The 25,938-nt window shown below is 67.3% G+C and carries 25 protein-coding genes and 1 pseudogene; all 26 read right to left on the reverse strand.

The features are described from left to right. Positions 1 to 19: 19 nt before the first annotated feature. The 26 genes and pseudogenes from CXR29_RS09435 to carB all read right to left on the reverse strand — a co-directional run bounded on the left by CXR29_RS09435 (position 20) and on the right by carB (position 25,937). Positions 20 to 1,066 carry a prolipoprotein diacylglyceryl transferase gene (locus tag CXR29_RS09435; RefSeq protein WP_101553494.1) on the reverse strand — a complete coding sequence of 349 codons (1,047 nt, stop codon included), beginning with the start codon at positions 1,064 to 1,066 and terminating at the stop codon, positions 20 to 22. After that, on the reverse strand, positions 1,063 to 1,854 hold the full coding sequence (trpA, locus tag CXR29_RS09440) for a tryptophan synthase subunit alpha (protein ID WP_101553493.1): 792 nt from the start codon (positions 1,852 to 1,854) through the stop codon (positions 1,063 to 1,065). The genes CXR29_RS09435 and trpA overlap by 4 nt, the downstream gene beginning before the upstream one ends. Continuing rightward, positions 1,851 to 3,065: a tryptophan synthase subunit beta gene (gene trpB, locus CXR29_RS09445; RefSeq protein ID WP_101553492.1), complete on the reverse strand. Its 1,215-nt coding sequence runs from the start codon at positions 3,063 to 3,065 to the stop codon at positions 1,851 to 1,853. Before trpB ends, trpA begins: the two co-directional genes overlap by 4 nt. Positions 3,066 to 3,191: 126 nt before the next feature. After that, the gene (gene trpC, locus CXR29_RS09450; protein ID WP_101553491.1) at positions 3,192 to 3,989 is read right to left on the reverse strand and encodes an indole-3-glycerol phosphate synthase TrpC; all 798 of its coding nucleotides are present in this window, start codon (positions 3,987 to 3,989) and stop codon (positions 3,192 to 3,194) included. Continuing rightward, on the reverse strand, positions 3,986 to 4,255 hold the full coding sequence (locus CXR29_RS09455; RefSeq protein WP_101553490.1) for an HGxxPAAW family protein: 270 nt from the start codon (positions 4,253 to 4,255) through the stop codon (positions 3,986 to 3,988). The genes trpC and CXR29_RS09455 overlap by 4 nt, the downstream gene beginning before the upstream one ends. A 96-nt stretch (positions 4,256 to 4,351) precedes the next feature. Next, positions 4,352 to 4,900: a Trp biosynthesis-associated membrane protein gene (locus tag CXR29_RS09460; RefSeq protein ID WP_101593437.1), complete on the reverse strand. Its 549-nt coding sequence runs from the start codon at positions 4,898 to 4,900 to the stop codon at positions 4,352 to 4,354. Positions 4,901 to 4,904: 4 nt separating this feature from the next. Next, the gene (locus CXR29_RS09465; RefSeq protein ID WP_241241397.1) at positions 4,905 to 6,458 is read right to left on the reverse strand and encodes an anthranilate synthase component I; all 1,554 of its coding nucleotides are present in this window, start codon (positions 6,456 to 6,458) and stop codon (positions 4,905 to 4,907) included. After that, positions 6,448 to 6,804, reverse strand: coding sequence for a phosphoribosyl-AMP cyclohydrolase (gene hisI, locus CXR29_RS09470; protein WP_101553487.1), 357 nt, complete (start codon positions 6,802 to 6,804; stop codon positions 6,448 to 6,450). The genes CXR29_RS09465 and hisI overlap by 11 nt, the downstream gene beginning before the upstream one ends. Beyond that, positions 6,801 to 7,565: an imidazole glycerol phosphate synthase subunit HisF gene (hisF, locus tag CXR29_RS09475; RefSeq protein ID WP_101593434.1), complete on the reverse strand. Its 765-nt coding sequence runs from the start codon at positions 7,563 to 7,565 to the stop codon at positions 6,801 to 6,803. The genes hisI and hisF overlap by 4 nt, the downstream gene beginning before the upstream one ends. Positions 7,566 to 7,574: 9 nt before the next feature. Continuing rightward, on the reverse strand, positions 7,575 to 9,077 hold the full coding sequence (locus CXR29_RS09480; protein ID WP_101553485.1) for a carboxyl transferase domain-containing protein: 1,503 nt from the start codon (positions 9,075 to 9,077) through the stop codon (positions 7,575 to 7,577). A gap of 12 nt (positions 9,078 to 9,089) precedes the next feature. Then, positions 9,090 to 10,295, reverse strand: coding sequence for a CaiB/BaiF CoA transferase family protein (locus tag CXR29_RS09485; RefSeq protein WP_101553484.1), 1,206 nt, complete (start codon positions 10,293 to 10,295; stop codon positions 9,090 to 9,092). A gap of 2 nt (positions 10,296 to 10,297) precedes the next feature. After that, a complete protein-coding gene (locus CXR29_RS09490; protein WP_241241398.1) occupies positions 10,298 to 10,714 on the reverse strand; it encodes a PH domain-containing protein in 417 nt (138 codons plus the stop codon). Between the two features lie 25 nt (positions 10,715 to 10,739). Further along, a complete protein-coding gene (hisG, locus tag CXR29_RS09495) occupies positions 10,740 to 11,579 on the reverse strand; it encodes an ATP phosphoribosyltransferase (protein WP_101593429.1) in 840 nt (279 codons plus the stop codon). A 53-nt stretch (positions 11,580 to 11,632) separates the two neighbouring features. Then, a complete protein-coding gene (locus CXR29_RS09500) occupies positions 11,633 to 11,896 on the reverse strand; it encodes a phosphoribosyl-ATP diphosphatase (RefSeq protein ID WP_127364396.1) in 264 nt (87 codons plus the stop codon). Positions 11,897 to 11,990: 94 nt separating this feature from the next. After that, positions 11,991 to 12,656, reverse strand: a complete 666-nt coding sequence (locus CXR29_RS09505; RefSeq protein WP_127364397.1) for a nicotinamide mononucleotide transporter family protein — start codon at positions 12,654 to 12,656, stop codon at positions 11,991 to 11,993. 50 nt (positions 12,657 to 12,706) lie between these two features. Beyond that, positions 12,707 to 13,369 (reverse strand): ribulose-phosphate 3-epimerase, encoded by a 663-nt coding sequence (gene rpe / locus CXR29_RS09510; RefSeq protein WP_127364398.1) that lies wholly within the window; start codon positions 13,367 to 13,369, stop codon positions 12,707 to 12,709. Between the two features lie 3 nt (positions 13,370 to 13,372). Continuing rightward, positions 13,373 to 14,886: pseudogene (locus CXR29_RS09515) on the reverse strand (RsmB/NOP family class I SAM-dependent RNA methyltransferase). Positions 14,887 to 14,891: 5 nt separating this feature from the next. Beyond that, a complete protein-coding gene (gene fmt / locus CXR29_RS09520; RefSeq protein WP_127364399.1) occupies positions 14,892 to 15,824 on the reverse strand; it encodes a methionyl-tRNA formyltransferase in 933 nt (310 codons plus the stop codon). 29 nt (positions 15,825 to 15,853) lie between these two features. Beyond that, positions 15,854 to 17,908, reverse strand: coding sequence for a primosomal protein N' family DNA-binding protein (locus CXR29_RS09525; RefSeq protein WP_101553476.1), 2,055 nt, complete (start codon positions 17,906 to 17,908; stop codon positions 15,854 to 15,856). Positions 17,909 to 17,920: 12 nt separating this feature from the next. Beyond that, positions 17,921 to 19,126 carry a methionine adenosyltransferase gene (metK, locus tag CXR29_RS09530; RefSeq protein WP_101593423.1) on the reverse strand — a complete coding sequence of 402 codons (1,206 nt, stop codon included), beginning with the start codon at positions 19,124 to 19,126 and terminating at the stop codon, positions 17,921 to 17,923. Continuing rightward, positions 19,123 to 20,403 carry a bifunctional phosphopantothenoylcysteine decarboxylase/phosphopantothenate--cysteine ligase CoaBC gene (gene coaBC, locus CXR29_RS09535; RefSeq protein ID WP_101593422.1) on the reverse strand — a complete coding sequence of 427 codons (1,281 nt, stop codon included), beginning with the start codon at positions 20,401 to 20,403 and terminating at the stop codon, positions 19,123 to 19,125. Before coaBC ends, metK begins: the two co-directional genes overlap by 4 nt. Next, positions 20,400 to 20,747, reverse strand: a complete 348-nt coding sequence (gene rpoZ / locus CXR29_RS09540) for a DNA-directed RNA polymerase subunit omega (RefSeq protein WP_101553473.1) — start codon at positions 20,745 to 20,747, stop codon at positions 20,400 to 20,402. Before rpoZ ends, coaBC begins: the two co-directional genes overlap by 4 nt. Further along, entirely contained in the window at positions 20,748 to 21,311 is a 564-nt protein-coding gene (gene gmk / locus CXR29_RS09545; RefSeq protein WP_127364400.1) for a guanylate kinase, read from the reverse strand. Between the two features lie 19 nt (positions 21,312 to 21,330). Further along, complete coding sequence (gene mihF, locus CXR29_RS09550; protein WP_025777825.1) at positions 21,331 to 21,642, reverse strand: integration host factor, actinobacterial type; 312 nt, start codon at positions 21,640 to 21,642, stop codon at positions 21,331 to 21,333. A gap of 174 nt (positions 21,643 to 21,816) precedes the next feature. Next, positions 21,817 to 22,662, reverse strand: a complete 846-nt coding sequence (pyrF, locus tag CXR29_RS09555; RefSeq protein WP_101593416.1) for an orotidine-5'-phosphate decarboxylase — start codon at positions 22,660 to 22,662, stop codon at positions 21,817 to 21,819. Next, on the reverse strand, positions 22,662 to 25,937 hold the full coding sequence (carB, locus tag CXR29_RS09560) for a carbamoyl-phosphate synthase large subunit (RefSeq protein ID WP_127364401.1): 3,276 nt from the start codon (positions 25,935 to 25,937) through the stop codon (positions 22,662 to 22,664). Before carB ends, pyrF begins: the two co-directional genes overlap by 1 nt. Position 25,938 lies beyond the last annotated feature (1 nt).

Here is a 25,938-nt window from a genome sequence, read left to right on the forward strand (position 1 = left end):
AACAGCGAACCAATTCGTCTCATTTGTTGGACCTTCGCGGGTTCTCTTCGTGGGAGGCAGGCGCCGAATTTCCGCGCACATCGGGCACGATCGAGATCGCCGAGGTCACGGCTCCGAAGAAACCGAAGCTGTGGCGACCGCTGAGATCGATGTCTGATTCGCGCTCGATCTCCATCTCGTCAGCCTCGGTGTCAGTCGCGGCGACGGGCGCGTCCGCGCTCGCGCGGTCATCGGGGTCGGCCACCCGCGCCACGGACGGCAGCGGAGCTCCGGAGGTCTCGGCCGCCTCGGCGATATTGGGCGCATTGATCCCGAAGGTGTGCTTCCCACGGCGGTGTCGACGCAGCAGGGTGCGAGATCCGTGCGCGTAGACGCCGGTCTCATGGGTGCGGTGGCGCAGACGGGAGACGACGAGCCAGCAGAGACCGATGAGCAGGGCGAGGACGGCCGTCCACACGTTGAACGGCAGTCCCAGGAGGAGCCGTGCATCCTCGGCGGCCGGGCTGCCGACGCGCAGGGCTTCGAGCAGGATGCGGCCGAGGCCGAACAGGCACAGGTAGAGGGCGAAGACCTGGCCGTAGCCGAGCCGGAGGCGCTTGGAGACGATGATGAGCACAATGCAGGCGATGAGGTTCCACACCGATTCGGTGAGGACCGTGACCAGTTCGAGGCGACCGTCGAACCAGTCGCTGAAGGCACCGGCGACGTGGCCGAGGATGAGTCCCGGTGCGACGGAGTCGAGCAGCGGTCGGAACCTGATGCCCTGGAAGCGGGTGAGCACCCACACGGAGACGAAGCCGAGGATGGTCGCTCCCCAGAAGCTGAAGCCCCCGTCCCAGACGGCCAGCGCCCGCAACGGATCGCCGGCGGGGCCGAAATAGGTGTCCGACGCCGCGATCAGATGGCCGAGCCGCCCGCCGATGACGGCGGCAGGAAGACCGACGACCGTGATGGCCCACAGGTCTCCCTTGTGGCCGCCGCGGGAGCGCCATTGGATGCCTGTCATCCACAGTGCGAGTCCGATGCCGAGGACGGTGAAGACGACCCATGCCGGGCTGAAGCTCATGCACACCCTTCTGCGAGCTCGCCGGCGAGTCGACCGACCCCGGCCGCTCCCTCGGAGCCCAGTGCGCGGACGAGGGCGGAACCGACGATGACGCCGTCGGCGTATTCGGCGACCTCGGCCGCTTGGTCGCGGTTCGACACGCCCAGGCCGACGCAGGCGCGTTCAGCACCGGCTTCTTTCAGCCGGGCGACGAGTTCGCGGGCGTGGTTGTCGACTTCCGAGCGGACGCCGGTGACACCCATGGTCGAGGCGGCGTAGACGAAACCGGAGCTGTTCTCGACGATGCGGGCCAGCCGCTCGGGCGTCGATGAGGGTGCGGCGAGGAAGATGCGGTCGAGGCCGTGCTTCTCCGACGCCGTCAACCACGGTCCGGCCTCATCGGGGATGAGGTCGGGGGTGACGATGCCGCCGCCGCCGGCCGAGGCGAGATCGCGGGCGAAGCTGTCGATGCCGTACTGGAGCACGAGGTTCCAGTAGCTCATGACGACGGCGGTGCCGCCGGCGTCGGCAATGGCTTCGATTGCGGTGAAGATGTCCGCGGTGCGCACTCCGTTGGCCAAGGCAGTCTCACCGGCACGCTGGATGACGGGTCCGTCCATTCCGGGATCGGAGTAGGGCATGCCGACCTCGATGATGTCGACGCCGCTGCGGACGAGTTCGACCATGGCCTCGGTCGATCCCGCCACAGTGGGGAAGCCGACCGGCAGGTAGGCGATGAGCGCGGCCTTGCGGCCCGCCTCGGCGACGGCGTCGAGGGTGGTTCCTGTGCGTGGGCCTGCGTGCGTCATACCTGCACCGCTCCTTCGTCGATGTAGTCGAACCATTTCGCGGCGGTCGTCATGTCCTTGTCGCCGCGGCCGGAGAGATTGACCAGCAGGACCGCATCGGGTCCGAGCTCACGGCCGATGCGCATGGCCCCGGCCAGAGCGTGGGCGGATTCGATGGCGGGGATGATGCCTTCGGTGCGGGAAAGAAGCCGCATGGCCTCCATCGCCTCGTCGTCGACGACAGGTTGGTAGGTCACCCGGCCGGTGTCGTGGAGGTGGGAGTGTTCGGGACCGACCGACGGGTAGTCGAGGCCGGCGGAGACCGAATGGGAGGCCAGGGTCTGTCCGTCGGAGTCCTGGAGGATGTAGGTGGCCGAGCCGTGGAGGACGCCCGGGCGCCCCCCGGAGAACCGAGCGGCGTGATGGCCGGTGTCGACTCCTTCGCCGCCGGCTTCGAAGCCGTAGATCTTCACATCGGCATCGGACAGGAATGCGGCGAAGAGTCCCATCGCGTTCGATCCGCCGCCCACGCAGGCGCAGACGGCATCGGGCAGACGGCCGGCCAGCTCCTGGATCTGCTCGCGCGCTTCGATGCCGATGACCTTCTGGAACGAGCGGACCATCGCCGGGAACGGGTGGGGGCCGGCGACCGTGCCGATGACGTAGTGGGTGTCGTCGACGTTGGCCACCCAGTCGCGCAGGGCTTCATTCATCGCGTCCTTGAGCGTGCGCGTGCCGTTGGTCACGGCGTTGACCGTGGCGCCGAGCAGACGCATGCGCGCGACGTTGAGAGCCTGACGCTGGGTGTCCTCCTCACCCATGTAGACCACACAGGACATGTCGAGCAGGGCCGCCGCTGTCGCCGTCGCGACTCCGTGCTGACCGGCTCCGGTCTCGGCGATGAGACGGGTCTTGCCCATCCGCTTCGCCAGCAGCGCCTGAGCCAGTGCGTTGTTGATCTTGTGGCTGCCCGTGTGGTTGAGATCTTCGCGTTTGAGGAACACGCGCGCCCCACCGCAGTGCTCGGCGAAGCGAGTGGCCTCGGTGAGCAGAGAGGGACGGCCGATGTAGTTGCGCTGCAGGGTGAGCAGTTCGTCGGTGAAGGCCGGGTCCACCTGGGACTTGCGCCAGGTCTCTTCGATCTCGTCGAGCGCCGGGATCAGCGCTTCGGCGATGAACCTGCCTCCGAACTCGCCGAAGTACGGTCCTGTCTCCTGGCTCAAATCGGTCATTGCGATCCTTCTCGATCTCCTCGTGGTGTCGTCGAGCGGGGCGGAGGGCCCCGCTGCGCCCGACGACCGGATGGGTACGGTATCGGCCCATCGTCGGCCACTTCAGGCAGCCGACGGGGGGCGGGTTCAGGATGCGGACAGGGAGCGCTGTTCCCGGCCGAGCGCGGTGTACTCGTCGACCGCGGCCTGCGGACGACCGCCGGTGACGAGGGCTTCGCCCACGAGCACGAGGTCGGCGCCGGCATCCGCGTACTTCGTCACCTCGGCGGCACCGGCGACGCCGGACTCCGCGACGAGGGTGCAGCCGGCCGGGGCGAGATCGGCCAGAGGTGCGAACCGGTCGGTGTCGACGCTGAGATCCTTGAGGTTGCGGGTGTTGACGCCGATGAGTTCGGCACCGAGCGCGGCAGCGATCTCCAGTTCTTCGCGGTTGTGGGTCTCGACGAGCGCGGTCATCCCCAGCTCCGTGGCCAGGGCATGGAAGTCGCCCAGCTGGATGGGATCGAGGGCCGCGACGATGAGCAGCACGATATCGGCGCCGTGGGCACGGGCCTCATGGAACTGGTATTCGTCGACCATGAAGTCCTTGCGCAGCACCGGGATGTCCACGGACGCCCGCACGGAGTCGAGGTCGGCGAGGCTGCCGTTGAAGCGGCGGGCCTCGGTGAGCACGCTGATGGCCCGGGCTCCGCCGGCGGCATAGAGGCCCGCGAGAGTGCCCGGGTCGGGAATCCGGGCGAGGTCCCCACGGGAGGGCGATTTCCGCTTGACCTCGGCGATGACGCCGAAGTCGGCGGACAGGTCGAAGGGACGGACCGGTTCGGCCGCTGCGGCCCGAGCCGTGATCGCGCTCAACGGAACCTCTCTCCGGCGTGACTGCAGGTCGTCCCGCACACCGGAGATGATGTCGCCCAGAACCGTCATTTCTTCTTCGGCTTGTTGCCCAGCCCGACGGCACGCAGGATCAGTCCGACGACGACGCCGAGGGCGACGATGCCGATGGCGATGTAGGTGATCGTGGGGTTATGGATCGTGAAGCCCACACAGCCGACGCTCACGCCGATGAGCATGATGATGACTCCGGTCCATCCCGCCACAGAGTTGCCGTGACCGGGATCGGCGATCGCTGCGTAGTCGATCGTGGATTTGTCGAGATCTGCGGCCCCGTTGCGGGCGATGGACTGCGACATGGCGCTCCTTAGTGTGAGTGCGTGACACGCGTGTGGAATCTTTCCTCCATTGTGTCACGCTTCGTCTGCTGACCGGACACCGACCCGGTCACAAGGTCATTTCGAATCCCGCTCGGCATCAGGACCGTTCGGCTCTTCATCGTCGGGGGCGTCCTCGACGTCGTCTCCGCGGGACAGGGCGTCCCAGGTCGCGGCCGAGTCGAATTCCCCGCCGGCGGATTCGGCGGTGCGGGCGTAGCGGTTGGAGTTCGTCCACCCGTCCGAGGCGACGGCGACCCAGATGATGCCGATGACGCCGATGCCCGCAGCCACTGCCGCGATGATCGCCCAGGAAGTCGCTCCCGGCGCCGAGGCGGCACTCAGGGCCGTGATCCCGTAGCCGATGCCGGCGATCCCGGCCAGACCGAGGACGACGAAGCGTCCGATCCGACCGAGCATTGCGGCGAGCAGACCCGAGACGGCGATGATCGCCACACAGGCGGTGGCCACGGGCGAGGCCTGCGAACTCGCATCCTCGGTGACCTTCGCCACACCGGTGGGTCCGAGTGTGTCGCCGCCGGCGCCGGCCTGCCAGGCGGAGATCGTCAGCGCCCACAGTGCGGCGGCGATGACGAGGACGATGAGGACTCCGCGTGATTTCGTCATGGCCTCACCTCCGGCTTCCTTCGCCCGTGCGCAGCGCGTCGGCCGCGGCGGCCGCACGCAGCACGGCCGCGGCCTTGTTCTCGGATTCCTGGTATTCGGTCTCCGGCACGGAATCGGCGACGAGCCCACCTCCGGCAAAGACGCTCATCGTGCCGTCCCGGAGCACTCCGGTGCGGATGGCGATGGCCAGATCGAGGTCACCGGTGAAGGACATGTAGCCGACCACTCCCCCGTAGATTCCGCGTCCGACGGGTTCGAGCTCGTCGATGATCTGCAGCGCCCGGGGTTTGGGCGCACCCGAGAGCGTCCCGGCGGGGAAGGTCGCCCGGAGCACGTCGATGGCGGTGGTTCCGGGCTCGAGTTCACCGCGCACGGTCGAGCTGATGTGCATGATGTGGCTGTAGCGGACGATGTCCATGAACTCGCTGACGTCTATGGTTCCGGCCGCGCAGACCTTCGCCAGATCATTGCGGGCGAGGTCAACGAGCATGAGGTGCTCGGCTCGTTCCTTCTCATCGGCCAGGAGCTCCCGTGCCAGGGAGTCATCAGCTTCCGGTGTGGCACCGCGGGGGCGCGAACCGGCGATCGGGTGGGTGACCACCTCTCCGGACCGGACGGTGACGAGCGCTTCCGGTGAGGAGCCGACGATGCTCACCGGCTCCCCTCCGTCGTCGTGGAGGTTGAGCAGGTACATGAATGGGCTCGGGTTCGCATGCCTCAGCATCCGGTACACACTCAGCGCATCGGCATCGCAGGGGGTGTCGAAGCGCTGGCCGACGACGACCTGGAAGATCTCTCCGTCGACGATCTTCTGCTTCGCCGTCTCCACACCGTCGAGGTACACCTGCGGTTCGGTACGGGTGGCCACCTCGGGGTCGGCCTTCCTGGGGCGCAGGATATCGGCTGGGCTGGGCTGCTGGAGGCGCTCACACATCGCGGCGATGCGTTCGACTCCGGAGGCGTAGGCGTCGTCGATGCCGGTATCGGCGCCGTTGACGTTGAACACGTTGGCCACGAGGGTGACCATTCCCGAATAGTGGTCGAAGACGGCGATATCGCCGGGGATCATCAGCTGCACGGTCGGCAGGTGGTGTTCGTTGGGCCGCGGCGGGCCGAGCTTCTCGAAGCGGCGGACGATGTCCCACCCGAAATAGCCGACGAAGCTCGAGACCATGGGCGGCAGCTCCGATTCCGCCTCGGCCACGGCGAGGAGCTCGAGAGTCGCGGTGACCGCGTCGAGGACGTCGCCGTCGGTGGGGATGCCCACCGGCGGGGTGCCGGTCCAGTGGAATCCGTCATCGGTCGAGATGAGGGTGGCCACCGGTGCGGATCCGATGAAGGAGTACCGGGCCCAGGAACCGGCGACGGCGGATTCGAAGAGGAAGCTTCCCGGTCCGCCGTCGGTGAGTTTGCGGTAGAGGCTCAGCGGGGTCTCCGAGTCCGCGAGTACCTGGGTGTGGACCGGTACCAGCCGGTGTTCGGCGCCGAGGGCTCGGAACTGGTCGAGGCTGGGTCGGATCGGCAGGTCGGTCGGGTTCGCCGCTGGGTCAGTCGACACTGATGATCCTTCCGGTGAAGCAGGTCGGGGTGTTCGTATGGCAGGCGGGTCCGGTCTGGTCGACGAGCATGAGCAGGGCGTCGGCATCGCAGTCGAGGGCAAGTGAACGGACATGTTGGACATGGCCGGAGGTCTCGCCCTTCACCCAGTATTCCTGCCGGGACCTGGACCAGTAGGTGGCCCGCTTCGTCTCGAGTGTGCGGGAGACGGCCTCAACGTCCATCCAGGCGAGCATGAGCACGTCGCGGCTCGTGGCCTCTTGGACGATGACGGGGACGAGTCCGTCGTCGTTCAGCCGGATGATCTCCCGCCAGTTCTCCGGGGTGGCATCGATATCGCTGCTCATCGGACCTCGATTCCCTCCTTCCGCAGTGCGTCCTTGACCTCGGCGATGCTCAGAGTGCCGAAGTGGAAGACGCTGGCGGCCAGCAGAGCATCGGCTCCTGCTTCCACCGCCGGGGCGAAGTGTTCGACCTTGCCGGCTCCGCCCGAGGCGATGAGCGGCACGTCGACGGCGGCGCGGGCGGCACGGATGAGCTCGAGATCGAATCCCTCACGGGTGCCGTCGGCGTCGATGGAGTTGAGCAGGATCTCGCCGACCCCGCGGTCGGCGGCTTCCCGGATCCAGTCGATGGCGCAGCGTCCCGTGCCTTCGCGGCCGCCGCGGGTGGTGACCTCGAATCCGGATGCCGTGGTCGTCCCCTGTGTCCGGCGGGCGTCGAGGGAGAGGACGAGGACTTGGTTGCCGAAGTGCCGGGAGATCTCACTGATGAGCTCCGGGTTCGTCACCGCCGAAGTGTTGACCGAGACCTTGTCGGCCCCGTCGCGCAGCAGACGGTCGACGTCGGCGACGCTGCGGATGCCTCCGCCGACGGTGAGCGGGATGAAGACCTCTTCGGCGCAGGCGCGGACGACGTCGTGGACGGTCTCCCGGTCACCGCTGCTGGCCGTGACGTCGAGGAAGGTGAGTTCGTCGGCTCCGGACTCGCCGTAGCGGCGGGCGAGTTCGACGGGGTCGCCGGCATCCTTGAGGTCGGCGAACTTCACTCCCTTGACGACGCGTCCGCCGTCGACGTCCAGACAGGGGATGACTCTGACAGCTACCACGCAGTCCTCCTAGATTCCCAGGCCCCGATAGCGATCCATCCGGCGGGCCAGGCGTCTGGCCGATGGTTCGCGCATGAGCGAGATGAGTTCGTATTCGAGTGTCTCACCGACCCGGGCGACGAAGTCCAACGGCTCGTCGCTGGCGTCGGGGTGTTCGGCGATGATCCGGTCGACGACTCCGTTGGCCTGCAGCATGGGGGCGTGCACACCTTGGTTCTGAGCCATCTCGGCAGCTTTCTCGGTGGTGCGGTGCACGATCGCCGAGGCGCCTTCGGGCGGCAGCGGCGAGAGCCAGCCGTTCTCGGCGCTGAGCACCCGGTCGGTGGGGATGAGTGCCAGTGCGCCGCCTCCGGAGCCCTCGCCGAGGATGAGCGAGACGGAGGGGGCGTCGAGGTTCGCGAGGTCGGCGAGGCTGCGGGCGATCTCACCGGCGATTCCGCCCTCTTCGGCTTCCTTCGACAGGGCCGCACCGGGGGTGTCGATGACGGTGACGAGCGGCAGGCGCAGTTCCGCTGCCAGACGCATTCCGCGCCTGGCCTCACGCAGGGCCGCCGGTCCCATGGGGGCCCGGGAGTCCTGCCGGAACCGGTCCTGGCCGAGGACGATGCACGGTGCGGAACCGAACTTCGCCAGGGCCAGCAGCAGTCCGGGATCCTTCTCGCCTTCGCCGGTGCCGTTGAGCGGCAGCACGGTGTTCGCGGCGGTCCGCAGCAGGTCACGGACGCCGGGCCTCTCGGGCCGGCGCGAGCTGGTGATCGCGGCCCAGGCATCGGAGTTCGGGTCGACGGTGGCCGGGGCTGTGTCCGGATTCGGCACCTGGCTCGGAACCTCCTGGGCGCCCATGAGCACATCGAGGACGCGGGAGACGGTGCCGGCGATGCGTTCGGGACCGATGACGGCGTCGACGATGCCCATCTTGTGCAGGTTCTCCCCGGTCTGCACGTTCTGAGGGAACGTCTCCCCGTAGATTGCCTCATACACTCGGGGGCCGAGGAATCCGATGAGGGATCCGGGCTCAGCCACGGTGACATGCCCCAGCGATCCCCAGGAGGCGAAGACGCCGCCTGTGGTCGGATGGCGCAGGTAGACGAGGTAGGGCAGTCCGGCCTTGCGGTGGGCGATGACGGCGTTGGTGATCTTCACCATCGACAGGAAGGCGATCGTGCCCTCCTGCATGCGGGTGCCGCCCGAGGCGGGGCCGGCCAGCAGCGGCAGCCCTTCGAGGGTCGCGCGTTCGATCGCGTCGACGAGGCGCTCGGCCGCGGCCACGCCGATCGAGCCGGCGAGGAACCGGAATTCGCCGGCGATCACGGCCACTCGGCGGCCGTCGATGGTGCCTTCGCCGGTGATGATGGATTCGTCGACGCCGGACTTCTGCGCAGCGGCGTCGAGTGCAGCCGCGTAGGCGGCCGAGATCCCGCCGGCGGGTCGGATCGGTGCGGAGTCCCAGGACAGGAAGGAGCCTTCGTCGAGGACGATGTCGACGAGTTCGAAGGCGTTGAGACGCGGCATGAGGTCTCCCCCTCAGTTTCCGTCGGCGAGCCACGCCACGATGGATTCCGCGTCTTCGTCGAGCAGCGGCGGGGCGTCGTGAGCGGTGCGGGTGGTTTCGACCTCACCGGAGGCGTCGGCGTCGAAGAAGCGCAGCGGCGGTCCGGGCAGGTCGATGTCGCCGAGCACCGGGTGGTCGACGGAGACCTTGAGTCCCTGGCTGAGTGCCTGGTCCCACTGGTAGACCTCGGGCAGGGTGCGCACCGTGCCGGACGGGATTCCCGCCTCGGTGAGTCTGTGCAGCAGATCGGCGGCGTCGTAGGCGGAGAAGCGGTCCTCGATGAGTTCGATGAGGGCGGGCCGGTTGGCCACGCGTGAGGCGTTGTCGGCCAAGCCCTCGGTGGCGGGATCGATGTCGAAGGCCGCACAGAACTTCTGCCACAGGTTCTCGTTGCCCACGGAGATCTGCACGGCGCCGTCGCGGCAGGTGAAGAGTCCGTACGGAGACAGCGACGGGTGGTGGTTGCCGCCCGGCTGCGGTTCCTGACCGGCCACGGTGGCACGGGTTCCCTGGAAGGCGTGGACGCCGACCATTCCGGCGATGAGCGAGGTGCGCACGACCTTGCCCTTGCCGGTGCGTTCGCGTTCGAGCAGGGCCGCCAGCACCCCGTACGAGCCGTAGATTCCGGCGAGCAGGTCGGCGATCGGCACACCCACGCGCTGCATGTCATCGGGCCCCGAGCCGGTCAGCGACATCAGTCCGGCTTCGCCCTGGGCGATCTGGTCGTAGCCTGCCCGGGAGGCTTCGGGGCCGTCATGGCCGAATCCGGTGATGGAGAGGATGACCAGGCGGGGGTTGATCTCCATGCAGCGGGCGGTGGAGAAGCCGAGGCGGTCGAGGACACCGGAGCGGAAGTTCTCGATGAGCACATCGGCGCGTGCGATGAGTCCGGTCAGGGTGTCTCTGCCCGTGTCGGATTTGAGGTCGAGGGCGATGGATTCCTTGTTGCGGTTGCACGAGAAGAAGTAGGTGGCCTGAGGGTTGTCCGCAGGCCCGACGAAGGGAGGTCCCCAGGACCGCGAATCATCGCCCTTGCCGGGGTTCTCGACCTTGATCACGCGCGCACCGAGGTCGCCGAACATCATTCCCGCATGAGGGCCTGCGAGGGCTCGGGAAAGGTCGACGACGGTATATCCGGTCAGGGGTCCCGCCGTGGTCTCGGGTGTCTCGTTCGCCATTCCTAGTCCTCCTTGAAGTGGGTGCGTCTCTTGATGAGCATACGCAATCGTGCGACCTCCGCATGGGCGCGGCGACCGTCTGCATGCTGGATCGCCATCACCGCACAGGTGGTGCCGTCGGTGAGATCCAACAGGGGCCACGGGTCATCGCCCTCGGGTGAGAACGTCACACCGAGGATCTGCCCCCAGTCGAGCCGCCGAGTGCGCACCATGTTCTTGACGACCAGGCCCTCCTCGGTGGGCCGAGCCTGGATGTCCGAGATGCGCAGCAGGGCGGCTCCGAAGAGAATGCCCAGCAGGTTCATCCATACCATGTCGAGCACTGTCCACGGTTCCCAGTCCACGACGAACAGCGCCACGGACAGGACCGCGAACCCTGCGGTCACGGCAACGGCACCGACGATGCTGATGATGCGCACCTGCCGAGGCCGGAACACGGCAAGATCAGATTCGGCAGGCGCCAATGTTCGTCACCAGAATCGCACGCGCCCCGACTCCGTAGAGACGGTCCATGACGTTGTTGACTTCCTTCGCTTCGACCATGACGCGCACTGCGACCCACCCGGTCTCCTGCAGCGGTGACACGGTCGGGGATTCGAGCCCCGGGGTCAGCGAGATCGCCTCGGGAACCAGGCGCTGTTCGATGTTGTAGTCGACGAGCACGTACTGGCGGGCGACCATGACCGATTCGAGGCGGCGTTTGAGCACGCCGATGCGGGATTCGGCGCCGGCGCGCTGGATGAGCACGCCTTCGGATTCGAGCAGCGGCTCGCCGAAGGTCTCGAGTCCCGCGGCCCGCAGAGTGGAACCGGTCTCGACGACATCGGCGATGGCGTCGGCGACTCCGAGCTGGATGGAGACCTCGATCGCTCCGTCGAGCTGCACGGTCGTTGCGGCGATGCCGCGCCGCTGCAGGTCGGCATCCACGAGATTCGGGAAGCTCGTGGCGATGCGGGCACCGGCCAGCTGGTCGGGCGAGGTGAAGGAGCCGGTGGTGCCGGCGTAGAAGAAGCGGGACGCGCCGAATCCGAGTCCGAGCACCTCATCGGCTTCGGCCTGCGACTCGAGCAGCAGGTCACGGCCGGTGATTCCGGCGTCGAGGATGCCGGAGCCGACGTAGATGGCGATGTCGCGGGGGCGCAGGTAGAAGAATTCGACTCCGTTGACCTCGTCCTGATGGACGAGTGTCTTGGTTCCGCGTCGAGTGGAGTATCCGGCCTCGCTGAGCATGTCAGAGGCGGCTTCGGACAGTGCGCCCTTGTTGGGCACGGCTACACGCAGCATGGGGTCCCTTTGGAGTTCGATGGCGGCGGGTCGGTCAGGTTCGTGAAAGGCACTTACAGGTGGGTGTTGACGTCGTCGAGGGTGAGCCCCTTGGCGATCATCATCACCTGCACGTGGTAGAGCAGCTGCGAGATCTCCTCGGCGAGCTCGTCGTTGGTTTCGTATTCGGCGGCCATCCACACTTCGGCGGCCTCTTCCACGACCTTCTTGCCGATCGCATGGACTCCGGCGTCGAGTTCGGCCACGGTCTTCGAACCGGCCGGTCGATCGAGGGATTTCTGCTGGAGTTCGGCGTAGAGAGAATCAAAGGTCTTCACCTCTCCAGCCTAATGCATGCCTCTCGACCGCAGCGTTCGGGGTCTCATGTTCCAAAACGCGGCAGTCAGCCGACGGCACTGCGGCCGCCGCCTCTCAGTCCTCGGGATCGCGGCCGATGTCGGTGGCCGGTCGGTGGGGTGCCGAGATCGTCTGGCGGGAGCGCTTCGACCAGTCGATGAGTCCGAGGATGACCATGACGAGGAAGAACAGGTACACGGCGCCGGAGAAGACGAGTCCCCCGGAGATCGCCAGCGGGATGCCGACGAGGTCGACGGCGAGCCAGACGAACCAGAATTCAACGATGGCCCGGCCCTGGGCGTACATGGCCACGATCGAGCCGATGAAGATGTACGCGTCGGGGTACGGGTTCCAGGACCATCCGCCCAGGGCGAGGACCCAGCCGAAGATTCCGGTGCCGATGACGAGAGCCGCGAGGAGGATCGCCCGCTCTTTCCAGGTGGCCCAGCGGACGAGGACTTCACCGGAGGCGGCCTTGGACTTCTTCCACTGGGTCCACCCCCAGATCGCGGCGACGATGATGACGACCTGTCGGGAGGCGTTGCCGCCGAGGCCGGCGGAGATGCTGGCGGAGAAGAGCAGGATGGAGCCGAGGATCTGCACCGGCCAGGACAGGATGTTCCGCCGCAGTGCCAGGACGACCGTGGCCAGCGCGCAGATGTTGCCGAACAGGTCGGAGTACGGCACGGGTTTGCCCAGCAGTTCGAATGCCGGGGTGTTCAACCAGTCGAACAGGTCCATCGCAGGCTCTCTTCAGGTGTGGGCCGCAGGCAGCATCCGGCCCGGATCGGTCAGTGGGTGTGTGCGGCGGCGAGAGTGCGCAGCTCGCTGATGGCCGCTGCGGCATCGTCGGCACCGTAGACGGCGGAGCCGGCGACGAGGACGTCGGCGCCGGCGTCGACGACGCGGTCGATCGTCGCCGCGGAGACTCCCCCGTCGACCTGCAGCCGGATCTCGAGTCCGGCAGCCGAGATCGCTTCGCGAGTCCGGGTGATCTTCGGCAGGCACACATCGAGGAACTTCTGCCCGCCGAATCCGGGTTCGACGGTCATGATGAGGGCCTGATCGAACTCGCCGAGGAGGTCGATGTAGGGTTCGATCGGGGTGGCCGGTTTGAGAGCGAGGCTCGCCTTGGCTCCGAGGCGGCGCAGTTCCCGGGCGAGACGGACGGGCGCGGCAGCCGCCTCGGCGTGGAAGGTCACCGAGGCACAGCCGATCTCCGCGTACACGGGAGCGTTGCGATCGGCGTCGGCGATCATGAGGTGGGCGTCGAGTGGGATCGGCGAGATCGCCTGGATGCGTTCGACGACGGGCGGGCCGAAGGTGAGGTTCGGGACGAAATGGTTGTCCATGACGTCGATATGGGCCATATCGGCGGTGCTGATCTTGTCGAGCTCACCGCGCAGATCGGCGAAGTCCGAGGACAGGATGGAAGGGTTGATGTCGATGGGCATGGGTCATTTCGCCTTTCGCAGGAGGGCCAGGAACATTCCGTCGCTGTTGTGGACGTGGGGCCAGAGCTGAGCGTATCGCCCGCCGGCCCGGCTCACCGAGGCGAACGACTCCGCCTCGGTGCCGGTGATCGCCGACAGCACGGCCGGGGTGTCGAGGATCTCCACGTCAGCGCTTCCCGACTTGGCTCGCAGGCGCAGCACTTCGTCGACGATGAGTACGGTCTCCGCGTAGTGCGGCGAACACGTCGAGTAGGCGACCACTCCCCGGGCGCGCAGGCGTCGAGGGCTGCGGTCAGCAGTTCGCGCTGGAGTCCGGACAGGGCCGTGATGTCCTCGGGCCGTCGGCGGTAGCGGGCTTCGGGACGACGGCGCAGGGCCCCGAGTCCGGAGCAGGGCACGTCGACGAGGATTTTCGAGTAGGGGCCGCGGGCGTCGCGTCCGTCGCGGAGGGCCGCGGTGACGTTGCTCAGTGCCTTCGTCGAATCGCGGACGAGGTCGACGCGGTGCTCGCTGGAGTCGAAGGCCTCGAGGGTCAACGCTTCGCCGGCGGCTGCGGCTCCGAGGACGGCGGCCTTGCCTCCGGGGCCGGCGCACAGGTCGGCCCAGGTGCCGGCGGGTGCGTCGACCTCGGCCAGGGCGAGGGCGACGAGAGCAGACCCCTCGTCCTGGACGCGGGCGCGTCCGTCGGCCACGGCCGCGACGTCCCGGGGCACCGCGGTGTCCAAGCTGACGCCGATCGGCGACAGCGGAGTCGGGTCCCCAGGCAGTTCGGTGCGGTCGATGAGTCCGGGCAGGGCGGTCACACCGACCTTCGCCGGAGCATTGTCGGCGGCCAGCAGCGCTTCGAGTTCGGCGGCGTCGCGGCCGTGCCCCTTGAGCGCCTGGGTGAGCGCACGGACGACCCATTCGGGATGGGAATGTTCGATCGCCAGTCGAGTCGTCTCCGAGGTCTCAGCGGTCACCCGGTCGAGCCACACGTCTGGTTCGGCTTCGGAGATGCGGCGGAGAACGGCGTTGACGAACCCGGCGGTCTTCGCAGCCGAGCGTTTGACCACGGCCACGGTCTCGGACAGTGCCGCATGGTTGGGCACCCGCATCGACAGCAGCTGGTGGGCGCCGAGGCGCATCGCGGCCAGGGGTTCGGGATCGATCTTGTCGATGGCGCGGGAGGAGGCGATTTCGATGACCGCATCGTAGAACTTCTGCCGACGCAGGGCTCCGTAAGTGAGTTCGGTCGTGAAGGCCGCATCCTGGGCACCCATATGCGTGCGGGAGAGTTTGGCCGGCAGCAGCAGGTTCGCATAGGCGTCCTTCGTCGCCACATCGAGGAGGACTTCCCAGGCGATGCGCCGCGGCAGGTTCTTGCCCGTTCGTTCACCCTGCGGTGTTCCGCGTTCCTGACCTGTCCGGTCCCGATCGCCTCTGCCGCGGCCGTGGCCGCCGCGTCGGTCGGTGCCTCGGTGGCCGCCTCGGCCGCGGCTGCCGCCTCGGCGGTCTCTGTCTGCTGACTCAGCCATGGCTCTTATGATTCCTCATCGGTATAGGGGTCGAAGGTCACGTCACCGCGGCCGCGCAGGAAGTCGGCCGCATTCATCCGGGGCTTGCCGAAGGGTTGGATCTCCTCGACACGGACCCAGCCGTCACCGCAGCGCAGCACCGGCCGCTGCTGCCAGGTCGTCAGTTCGCCGACGGGGCCGGAGGCCGTCGCCTCGGGTGCGGGTGTGAGTCCGAAGAGCTTCGTCCTCTTGCCGTCGAGTTCCACCCACGGCCCCGGTGCGGGACTGGTTCCGCGGGCCCGGTCGATGACCTCAGCCGTGGATGCGGACAGGTCGAGGTGGGCGTCGGTGACGGTGATCTTCTCCGCATGGCTGGGCTCACCGGTCTGCGGGGTCATCACGGCGGTGCCGGCGGCGAGATCGTCGAAGGCGGCGACGAGTTCGGGGGCCCCGCAGTGGGCATAGTCGTCGAGGGCCTCGGCGACGTCCGCGTGGTCGAGCGGCAGTTCCAACCGGCGCAGCACCGGCCCGGTGTCCATGCCGGTATCGATGCGGAACACGCTGATTCCGCTGGTGGTCTCGCCGCCTATCATCGCGCGTTGGACGGGGGCGGCTCCGCGGTGGGCCGGCAGCAGGGAGAAGTGGAGGTTGAACCAGCCGAGGCGGGCCGTGTCCAGTGCGGCGGGTCCGGCGATGGCGCCGAAGGCGACGACGGCGACGGCGTCGACATCGAGTTCCCGCAGCTGGGAGATGACGTCGCCGCGCAGACGACCGGCTTCGATGACGGGCAGTCCGAGTTCGAGGGCGCGGGTCTTCACCGGTGACGGGGTGAGGACTCTTTTCCGCCCCACGGGCGCATCGGGTCGGGTGAGCACCGCACGGATCCGATGGTCCGAATCGGCTAAGGCCTCGAGGGCGGGAACTGCGACATCAGGGGTGCCAGCGAAGACGATATCCACACGGGGAATTCTACTTGTTCGACCGTCAGTCACAGCGACCGGGGATCATCGATGCGCACTCGCACCTGTGGCTGCTTCTTCGCCGAGCGGGAGGCGATGATCTCGGCCACTCTCGTTCCGACCCGGTCTCCGGCGGAGAACGGGTAGGCGCTGACGCTGCGCTGCCCGTCCTCGGCGTCTTCGCGCAGGAGCTCCTCGACTTCGCCGATCTCGCCGATCACCTCGTCGATGTCCGCACCGGCTCCCGTGAGTTCGATGATCCGTCGGTAGGGCGGGAAGCCGAGGACCTTTCGGTCGCTCAGCTGCCGTGACATGAACGTCGTCGGGTCGAAGGCGGTCAGGGTCTGCCGGATGAGTTCGTCTTCGTCGCCGAGGTAGACGACTCCGCCGTCATCGCGCGAGCGCACGAGGGAGGCGCCGCGCAGTCGACGGGCCACGCTTTCGTCGATCGAGCGCATCCACGGTCCCGGCCACAGCGAGTCCAGGAGGATCGCCGCGGCGTAGCCGCCGAGCACATAGGGTTCGGCTCCCGTCGTGGCGACCACGAGTCGCGGGGTCTCGTCGAGGACAGTGGAGATGTGGTCGCCTCCGGATTCGACGATCTCGACATCCGGCAGTGCACGGGCGAGCTCTTCGACGGTGCGGGCCCGGCCGCGCACGATCGACCGCACCTGGTGCGAGCGGCAGCGCAGGCAGCTGAAGGTCTCCGAGTGATAGCCGCAGGTCCGGCAGGCGAAGGGACCGACCTCCGACTGTGTGGTCAGCGTCGCCTGGCATTGCGGGCAGCGGGCGACTTCCTGGCAGCGAGCACACGCGAAGACCGGATAGTAGCCGGACCGCGGCACCTGTACGAGCACCGGACCGGGCACTCCCCCGTCCCGGGGACGCGGACGCAGCGCCGTGCGCATGATCTGCCAGGCGCGGCTGGGAATGCGTTGCCAGGCGAAGGGGTCCCGGTCCTCGTCGGGGACGAAGACGACCGGGGCGGCATGGCGTCTGGCCGGACCGACCGGAGTGACGTCGGCCAGCCAGCCGATCTCGACGAGGCGCTGGACTTCGGCGCTGCGGTCGGTGGAGGCGAAGAGCAGTTCGGTGTCCTCGATCGTCGATCGCAGCAGGCAGACTTCCCTGGCGTGCGGATACGGGGCGTGCTGATCGAGATAGTTGAGGTTCGCGTCGTCGGTGCAGATGATGAGCCCCAGGTCCGCGACGGGAGCGAAGGCCGCCGCACGCGTGCCGATCGTGATCCGCGTGTGTCCGAGCAGTCCGCGCAGCCAGGCCTGCCATCGCAGCTCCGGTGACGTCTCGGCGCTGAGTACCGAGACCTCCGCGATCCCGGCGTGAGTGAGCGCCGAATGGAGCACGGCGAGCTCACGATGGTCGGGCACGAGCCAGAGCACGGACCTGCCCGCCTCGAGCACCGTCCGCGCAGCATCGAGTCCGGCACGGATCCAACTGAGTCCCGGAGTCGACCCGGGTGTGCATGCCACGGCCCTGCGCCGAGGCGACCCGGAGACATCGTCGTCCCTCGGCTCCTCCCCCGCCGCAAGGACCCACTCGCCGAGGCGGCCGAGCAGCTGCGGATCATCCGCCGAACCCTCGTTCGGGCCCAGTACAGGATCGTCGGTCGCCGCATCGGACTCGTTCGCAGCCGTCCCGGTCTTCTCGGCCTTGAGCACGGCCTTCTCACCACGAGCGTGGCGCGGAGGGATGGCCAGACGCAGCACATCGGCGAGCGTCCCGCCGTAGCGACGCGCGACCGCTTCGCTCAAGGCGAGCAGATCCTCACTGAGCACTCGGACGGGTCCGCTGATGCGTTGGATCGTCGCCAACGGCCCGACGTGGTCCGAGGATTCGACGCGTTCGAGCAGATAGCCGTCGCGCAGCTTCCCGGCGAACTTCACGCGCACGCGCACTCCGGGCAGGGCCGCCTCGGCGAGCTTGTCCGGGACCGCATAGTCGAAGGTACGCGCCAGGTGCGGGACGGGATGGTCGATGAGCACGCGGGCGACCGGATCGGTCGGGGCCAGCGGCACCTGGCCCTCGGCCGAGGTGCCGGTGTCGATCGGGAGGGGTTCGTCCACGCCGACGGCAGACTAGTTGGAGGACACGGCGCGCAGCAGATCCTCGGCGCGGTCCGTGACCTCCCAGGTGAAGTCGGGCAGTTCGCGTCCGAAGTGGCCGTAGGTCGAGGTCTGCGAGTAGATCGGGCGCAGCAGATCGAGTTCGGCGATGATCATCGCCGGGCGGAGGTCGAAGACCTCGCGGATGGCCCGTGAAATCGCGTTCGGATCGACTTTCTCCGTTCCGAATGTCTCGACGTACAGGCCCATCGGGTCGACTCGGCCGATCGCATAGGACACCTGCACTTCGGCCCGGTCGGCCAGACCGGCGGCGACGACGTTCTTCGCCACCCAGCGCATCGCGTAGGCCGCGGAACGGTCGACCTTCGAAGGATCCTTGCCGGAGAACGCGCCGCCTCCGTGGCGGGAGAACCCGCCGTACGTGTCGACGATGATCTTCCGCCCGGTCAGACCGGCATCGCCCATCGGACCGCCCGTAACGAAGGGACCGGCCGGGTTGATGTGGATGTTCGCACCCGAAGCGTCGAGACCGGAGTCGGCGATGACCGGATCGATGACGAATTCCCTGATCGCCGTGTGCAGCTGGGATTGGCTGGCCTGCGCCGAATGCTGGGTGGAGACGACGACGTTCTCGATCGACACGGCTTCGTCCCCGTCGTATCCCAGGGTCAGCTGCGTCTTCCCGTCGGGACGCAGATAGTCGAGTCGACCGGACTTGCGCACTGCAGAGAGCTGCTCGGCCATGCGGGAGGCCAGGTGGATGGGCAGCGGCATGAGCACGTCGGTGGAGTTGTCGGCATAGCCGAACATCAGCCCCTGGTCTCCGGCACCGAGGCTCGTGCCGTGGTCGGAGGATTCGACGGCCTCGCGGAAGTCCAGCGGGTTCGTCACACCGGAGTGGATGTCCGTGGACTGGCTGCCGATCGACACGGAGACTCCGCAGGAGTGTCCGTCGAAGCCGGTGTCCGAGGAGTCGTAGCCGATTCCGGTGATGAGGCTGCGCACGATTCCGGCGACATCGGCGTAGGCGGCCGTATTCACCTCACCGGCGACGTGGACGAGTCCGGTGGTGACCATGGTCTCCACGGCCACTTTGGCGTTGGGATCCTGCCGGAGCAGGTCGTCGAGCACCGCATCGCTGATCTGGTCGCAGATCTTGTCGGGATGTCCCTCGGTGACGGACTCGGAAGAGAAGAGGCGCAGGTTTGTGTGTGTCACGTTGTCGATTCTACGTGGGTGAATTGGTCGGAGACGGCCGCAATGACCTTTTGTGAAACATGGTCCTTCGATCCGTGGAATTCCTCACCGACGACGATGGTCCCGTGGTCGGAGGAGATGATCTGGACCATGGTGTCATCGCGGCCGAAGGCACGGTCGTCGGAGACGTCGTTGAACACGAGCAGGTCGACGCCCTTGCGCTCGAACTTGGCCCGCGCGTAGTCGAGCGCGGTCGTTCCGGCGTCACCGGTCTCGGCGGCGAACCCGACGATGATCTGACGGCCGAGGCTGCTCGGACGCCGGCGCTCGTCGACGAGTCCGCGCAGGATGTCCGGGTTCTGCGTCAGACGCAGGGTCAGCCCCTCGTCTCCGGTCTTCTTCATCTTCGAGTCCGTGGTCTCGGCGGGTCGGTAGTCGGCGACGGCGGCGGCCATGATGATGGCATCGGCGCGGGCCTGAGCGGCATGCATCGCCTTCTGCAGCTCCAGAGTGGATTCGACCGCAGTGACCGTGATGTCAGCAGGCAGTCCCGTCAGCAGCCCGGTGTCGATGTTCGCGGCGACGAGTTCGACTGATGCACCCGCGGCATGAGCGGCCTTGGCCAGGGCGACGCCCTGTTTGCCCGAGGAGCGGTTGCCGAGGAAGCGCACGGGGTCGAGTGCTTCCCGCGTGCCGCCGGCGCTGATGACGATGCGGCGACCGGACAGAGCTCCGCTGGGGTCGGTGGGCGCGACGGTCGGGTCGCCGGCGGTGCCGTCCGTGACCGAGAGCGCGAAGTCGACGATCTCTTCGGGTTCGGGCAGGCGTCCGGGACCGGAATCGGGTCCGGTGAGTCGCCCGACTGCAGGATCGAGGACGTGGACGCCGCGGGAGCGCAGGGTCGCGATGTTGGCGACGGTGGCGGGATTGAGCCACATCTCCGTGTGCATGGCCGGAGCCACCACGACCTCGGCGGTCGTCGTGAGCACGGAGGCGGTGAGCAGATCATCGGCTCGCCCGGCGGCGATCTTCGCGATCAGGTCGGCGGTCGCCGGGGCGATGATGACGAGTTCGGCTTCCTGTCCGATGCGGACATGGTTGACGGTGTCGATCTCGTCGAAGACATCGGTGGTCACGGTCTGGCCGGACAGGGCCTCAAGAGTGGGGGCACCGATGAATTTCAGTGCGTTGGCCGTCGGAACGACCTTGACGCTGTGGTCGAGCTCCCGGAGCCGCCGGATGATGTGTGCCGCCTTGTAGGCGGCGATCCCACCGGCGACGCCGAGTACGATTCTCACTGGTCGCTGAAGTCGATCGCGCCGTCGTTGCTCACAGGAGCGGTGGCTTCGGCCTCGGGTGCGGCCTGGATGAAGTCAGCTTCGGAGACCTCGCGAGCGACGATCTTCGACTCGTTGACCTCACGCAGAGCGATCGACAGGGGCTTCTCGTTGGTGCCGGGCGTGACGAGCGGACCGACGTTCTCGAGCAGTCCCTCCTGCAGCTGGGCGTAGTACGAGTTGATCTGACGGGCGCGCTTTGCCGCGATCGAGACCAGTTCGTACTTCGAACCGGTCACGCTCAGCAGATCGTCGATCGGAGGGTTGGTGATGCCTTCAGGCTGTGCGGGCAAGGAGATTCCCATCTAATCGGAAGTGGATATACCCATCAATGATAGGAGTTCTTCGGCCGCAGTGCGAACGTGGTCGTTGACAATGGTCACGTCGAACTCCGATTCGGCGGCCAATTCGCGTTTCGCGGTGGCCAGTCGCCGCTCCTGCTCCTCCTCGGTTTCGGTGCCGCGGCCGGTCAGTCGGGAGACGAGTTCCTCCCAGCTGGGCGGGGCGAGGAAGACGAAGCGGGCATCGGGCATCTTCTCTTTGACCTGGCGGGCTCCCTGCAGGTCGATCTCGAGCAGTGCGGGAATCCCCTGTTCGAGCTTCTCCTCCACCGGAGCCGAGGGCGTGCCGTAGCGGTGGCGCCCGTGGACGACGGCATATTCGAGCAGCCGACCTTCGGCGATGAGAGCGTCGAAGGCATCGTCGGTGAGGAAGTGATAATGGACACCATCGATCTCACCGGGACGCCGGGGCCGGGTCGTGGCCGATACGGAGAACCAGACCTCGGGGTGGTTCTGCCGAATATAGGTGCTGATGGTGCCTTTTCCGACGGCGGTCGGACCCGCGAGGACGGTGAGTCGATTATTCACAGGTCTGAGGTTGTCACACTCAGGAATATTTCTCCAACAGGGCGGACTTCTGGTGCACGCCCAGCCCCTTGATCCGCCGGGAGGTAGCGATGCCGACCTCTTCCATGGCGGCTTCGGCTCGCCGATCGCCGACCCCGGGCAGGGCCCTGAGCAGATCGAGCACACGCATCTTCGCCAGTGCTTCGTCGTCTGCTGCCTTCTTGAGCACGGCCGCGAGATCGGTATCGCCGGTCTTGAGCGCCGACTTCACTTCGGCTCGTGCCTGACGTGCCTTGAACGCTTTGTCCAACGCAGCGGAACGCTGTTGCGGGGTCAACGGTTCGAGTGCCACTTTGTCTCCTCTGTCACCATGAACGGGCAGGTAGGGAAGTTGTCTCAGTCTAAGACACATTCCCTACCGAGAGGCGATATGAGCCGAAATTTATGCCTCGGCGAGCCGGAATCCACTCCTCCGCCGGACGCCGAATCCGGTGCCCGGACCGCCCCGCGATCCGGGCACCGGTGTTCAGTCCGCTGCCCTCAGGTCACGGTTGAGTGCGGCTGCGGCGTCGGCCAATCCGTCGGGACCGGCGCCGAGGACTGCCCGGGACGCGGTGGCGAGCACCTGACCCGACGACAGGGCCCGGTCTCCGAAGACTGCGCGCAGTTCGGCCAGACCTGCGCCCTGTGCGCCGACGCCGGGGGCGAGGATCGGTCCCCCGCAGTCGCTGGGATCGAATCCCAGGTCCGCTGCTGCGGTGCCGATGGTCGCTCCGACGACGAGCCCGAACGAACCGAGCTCGTCGGCCGACTCCAATGCCCGAGCATTGCGCTGCCGCACTCGGGACACGATCGCTGCGGCCACCGATTCGCCGTCTCGCACGGCGTGCTGGACCTCCGCCCCTTCCGGGTTCGAGGTCAGCGCAAGGACGAAGATGCCCTTGCCGTGAGCGGCCGCGAGCTCGAATGCCGGCTCCAGGGCTCCGAACCCGAGGTAGGGCGAGACCGTGATCGAGTCCGCGGCCAGCGCGGAGGCGGGGTCGAGGTAGGCCTGCGCGTAGGCGCCCATGGTCGAGCCGATGTCACCGCGTTTGATGTCGAGGACGGTGAGCAGTCCGGCGTCCTTGGCCGCGGCCAGGGTCTCTTCGAGAGCGGCGACTCCGGCGGAGCCGTACCGTTCGAAGAACGCGGACTGCGGTTTCACGGCTGCCACCGATCCCTTGAGCTGCCCGACCGTACGAAGGGCGAACTCGCGGACGCCTGCAGCACTGGCCGGCAGCCCCCAGGAGGCCAGCAGATGCTCGTGCGGGTCGATGCCCACGCACAGCGGCCCGTGTTGTTCCATGGCGGCTGCCAGCCGAGTGCCGAACATCAGGCGCTCCAGTCCTGCAGACTGCGCACGTCGAACTTCGAGTCGCGGATCACTTCGAGGGAGGTCACTGCGGCGGCGAATTCGGCGAGCGTGGTGATCAGGGGCACGGAGTTCGCGGTCGCCGCGGCTCGGATCTCATAGCCGTCGGCGCGTTCCTGCCGACCCGACGGCACGTTGATGACCATGTCGATGGTGCCCGCGGTGAGGTAGTCGATGACTGTGCGGTCTTCGGCATCGGCCTCGAAGTGCTTGTGCACCTGAGTGGTCTTGATCCCGTAGCGGGAGAGCACGGCCGCGGTGCCGGTGGTCGCGACGACGTCGAAGCCCATGTCGACGAGTTCTTTGACCGGCAGCACCATGGCCCGTTTGTCCCGATCGGCCACCGACACGAACACGGTGCCCGAGGTCGGCAGCTTCACGGATGCCCCGAGCAGTCCCTTCGCAAACGCGGTCGGGAAGTTGTGGTCGATGCCCATGACCTCACCGGTCGAGCGCATCTCGGGACCGAGGATCGAGTCGACGATCTTACCGTCGACGGTGGTGAACCGACGGAACGGCAGGACCGCCTCCTTGACGGCGATCGGATGGTCGAGCGGCAGGGTCGAGCCATCGCCCTCTGCGGCCAGCAGGTCACCGCGGAGGTCCTCGATGGTGCGGCCCACGGCGATGAGCGCCGCGGCCTTGGCAAGCTGGGTCGACGTCGCCTTCGAGACGAACGGCACGGTGCGCGAGGCCCGTGGGTTGGCTTCGATGACGTGGAGGACGTCGGCGGCGATGGCGAACTGGATGTTGAGTAGTCCACGCACGCCCACACCTTCGGCGATGGCCTTCGTCCCCTGGCGGACGCGCTCGAGCACGTCCTCGCCCAGCGTCAGCGACGGCAGTACGCAGGCGGAGTCGCCGGAGTGGATTCCGGCTTCTTCGATGTGCTCCATGATTCCGCCGATGTAGACCTCGTTGCCGTCGTAGAGGGCATCGACGTCGATCTCGATGGCGTCTTCGAGGAACCGGTCGACCAGGACCGGACGATCGGTGGAGATCTCCGTGGCGCTGGCCATGTAGTCGAACAGCTGAGTGCGATCGTAGACGATCTGCATTCCGCGTCCCCCGAGGACGTAGGAGGGCCGCACGAGCACCGGGTAGCCGATGTTCTCGGCGATCGCTGCCGCTTCCGCAGAGGTCACCGCGGTGCCGTGCTTGGGAGCGGTGAGTCCGGCCCTCTCCAGCACGGTTCCGAACTCTCCGCGATCCTCGGCCAGGTCGATGGCTTCGGGCTGCGTGCCGAGCACCGGCACGCCTGCGGCCTTGAGCTTGTCGGCCAGGCCCAACGGGGTCTGCCCGCCGAGGGTGCACACGACGCCGAGGACCTCACCGGCGGCGAGTTCGGCGTGGTAGACCTCCATGACGTCTTCGAACGTCAATGGCTCGAAGTACAGACGATCAGCGGTGTCGTAGTCGGTCGACACGGTCTCCGGATTGCAGTTGACCATGATCGTCTCGTATCCGGCCGAGCCGATCGCCATGGTGGCATGCACGCACGAGTAGTCGAACTCGATGCCCTGGCCGATCCGGTTCGGTCCCGAGCCGAGGATGATCACGGCCGGGCGGTCGCGCGGCATGACCTCGGTCTCGGAGTCGTAGCTCGAGTAGTGGTAGGGAGTCTTCGCTTCGAATTCTCCGGCGCAGGTGTCGACGGTCTTGAACACCGGACGCACGCGCAGCGCGTGGCGGATGCCGGTGACGACACTCGTGTCGAGGCTGCGCAGCCCCGCGATCTGCTCGTCGGAGAAGCCGTGGTTCTTCGCGACCCGCAGGACCTGCTCGTCGAGCTCGGCGGCGTCGCGGATATGGGCGGCCACCTCGTTGATGAGCTGGATCTGATCGAGGTACCAGGGGTCGATCTCGCAGGCGTCGAAGACCTCTGCCGCGCTCAGCCCGGCGGCGAGTCCGCGCTGGACCGAGTGGATGCGGTCGGCGGTGGCGTGCGAGATGGCTTCGAGGACGGATTCGCGGACGTCGTCGTCGGAGACGTCGGGCAGGTCGGTCCAACTGAACGAGGAGCCCTTCTGCTCGAGTGAGCGCATCGCCTTCTGCAACGCGGTGGTGAAGTTGCGCCCCAGGGCCATGACTTCGCCGACGGATTTCATCGTCGTCGTCAGGGTCGGATCCGCGGCCGGGAACTTCTCGAAGGTGAAGCGCGGGATCTTCACGACCACATAATCCAGCGTCGGTTCGAAGCTGGCCGGGGTGACCTTCGTGATGTCGTTGGGGATCTCGTCGAGCGAGTAGCCGACGGCGAGCTTCGCGGCCATCTTCGCTATCGGGAAGCCCGTGGCCTTCGACGCCAGCGCAGACGACCGGGACACGCGCGGGTTCATCTCGATGGTGATGATGCGGCCGGTCTTGGGGTCGACGGCGAACTGGATGTTGCAGCCGCCGGTGTCCACGCCGACGGCGCGGATGATGGCGATGCCGATATCGCGCATCGACTGGTATTCCCGGTCCGTCAGGGTCAGCGCCGGGGCCACGGTGATCGAGTCACCGGTGTGCACGCCGACGGGGTCGACGTTCTCGATCGAGCACACGACGACGACGTTGTCCTTGTTGTCGCGCATGAGCTCGAGCTCGTATTCCTTCCACCCGAGGATCGATTCCTCGAGCAGCACCTCGTGGGTGATGGAGTCGGACAGGCCGGCGCCGGCGATGCGGCGCAGATCGGCTTCGTCGTAGGCCATGCCCGAACCGAGGCCGCCCATGGTGAACGAGGGGCGCACGACGACCGGGTAGTTGAGCTCTTCGGCCGCTGCCAGGGCTTCGTCGAGGGTGTGGCAGATGGCGGACCGGGCCACCTCGGCGCCGCAGGCCTCAGCGATGTCCTTGAACTTCTGGCGGTCCTCACCGCGCTGGATGGCATCGACATCGGCACCGATGAGTTCGACGCCGTACTTCTCGAGCACTCCTGCGTCGTGGAGGGCGATGGCCGCGTTGAGTGCCGTCTGTCCGCCCAGGGTGGGCAGAAGCGCGTCGGGGCGCTCCTTCTCGATGATCGTCTCGATGACGTCCGGATCGATCGGTTCGACATACGTGGCATCGGCGATGTCCGGGTCGGTCATGATGGTCGCCGGATTCGAGTTGATGAGGATGACGCGCAGCCCCTCGGAGCGCAGCACGCGGCAGGCTTGGGTGCCCGAATAGTCGAATTCGCAGGCCTGGCCGATGACGATGGGGCCGGAGCCGATGACGAGGACGGAGGTGAGGTCGTGTCTCAGTGGCATT

The organism is Brevibacterium linens, from assembly GCF_003999335.1.
In the GTDB taxonomy this organism is placed as follows: Bacteria; Actinomycetota; Actinomycetes; order Actinomycetales; family Brevibacteriaceae; genus Brevibacterium; species Brevibacterium linens.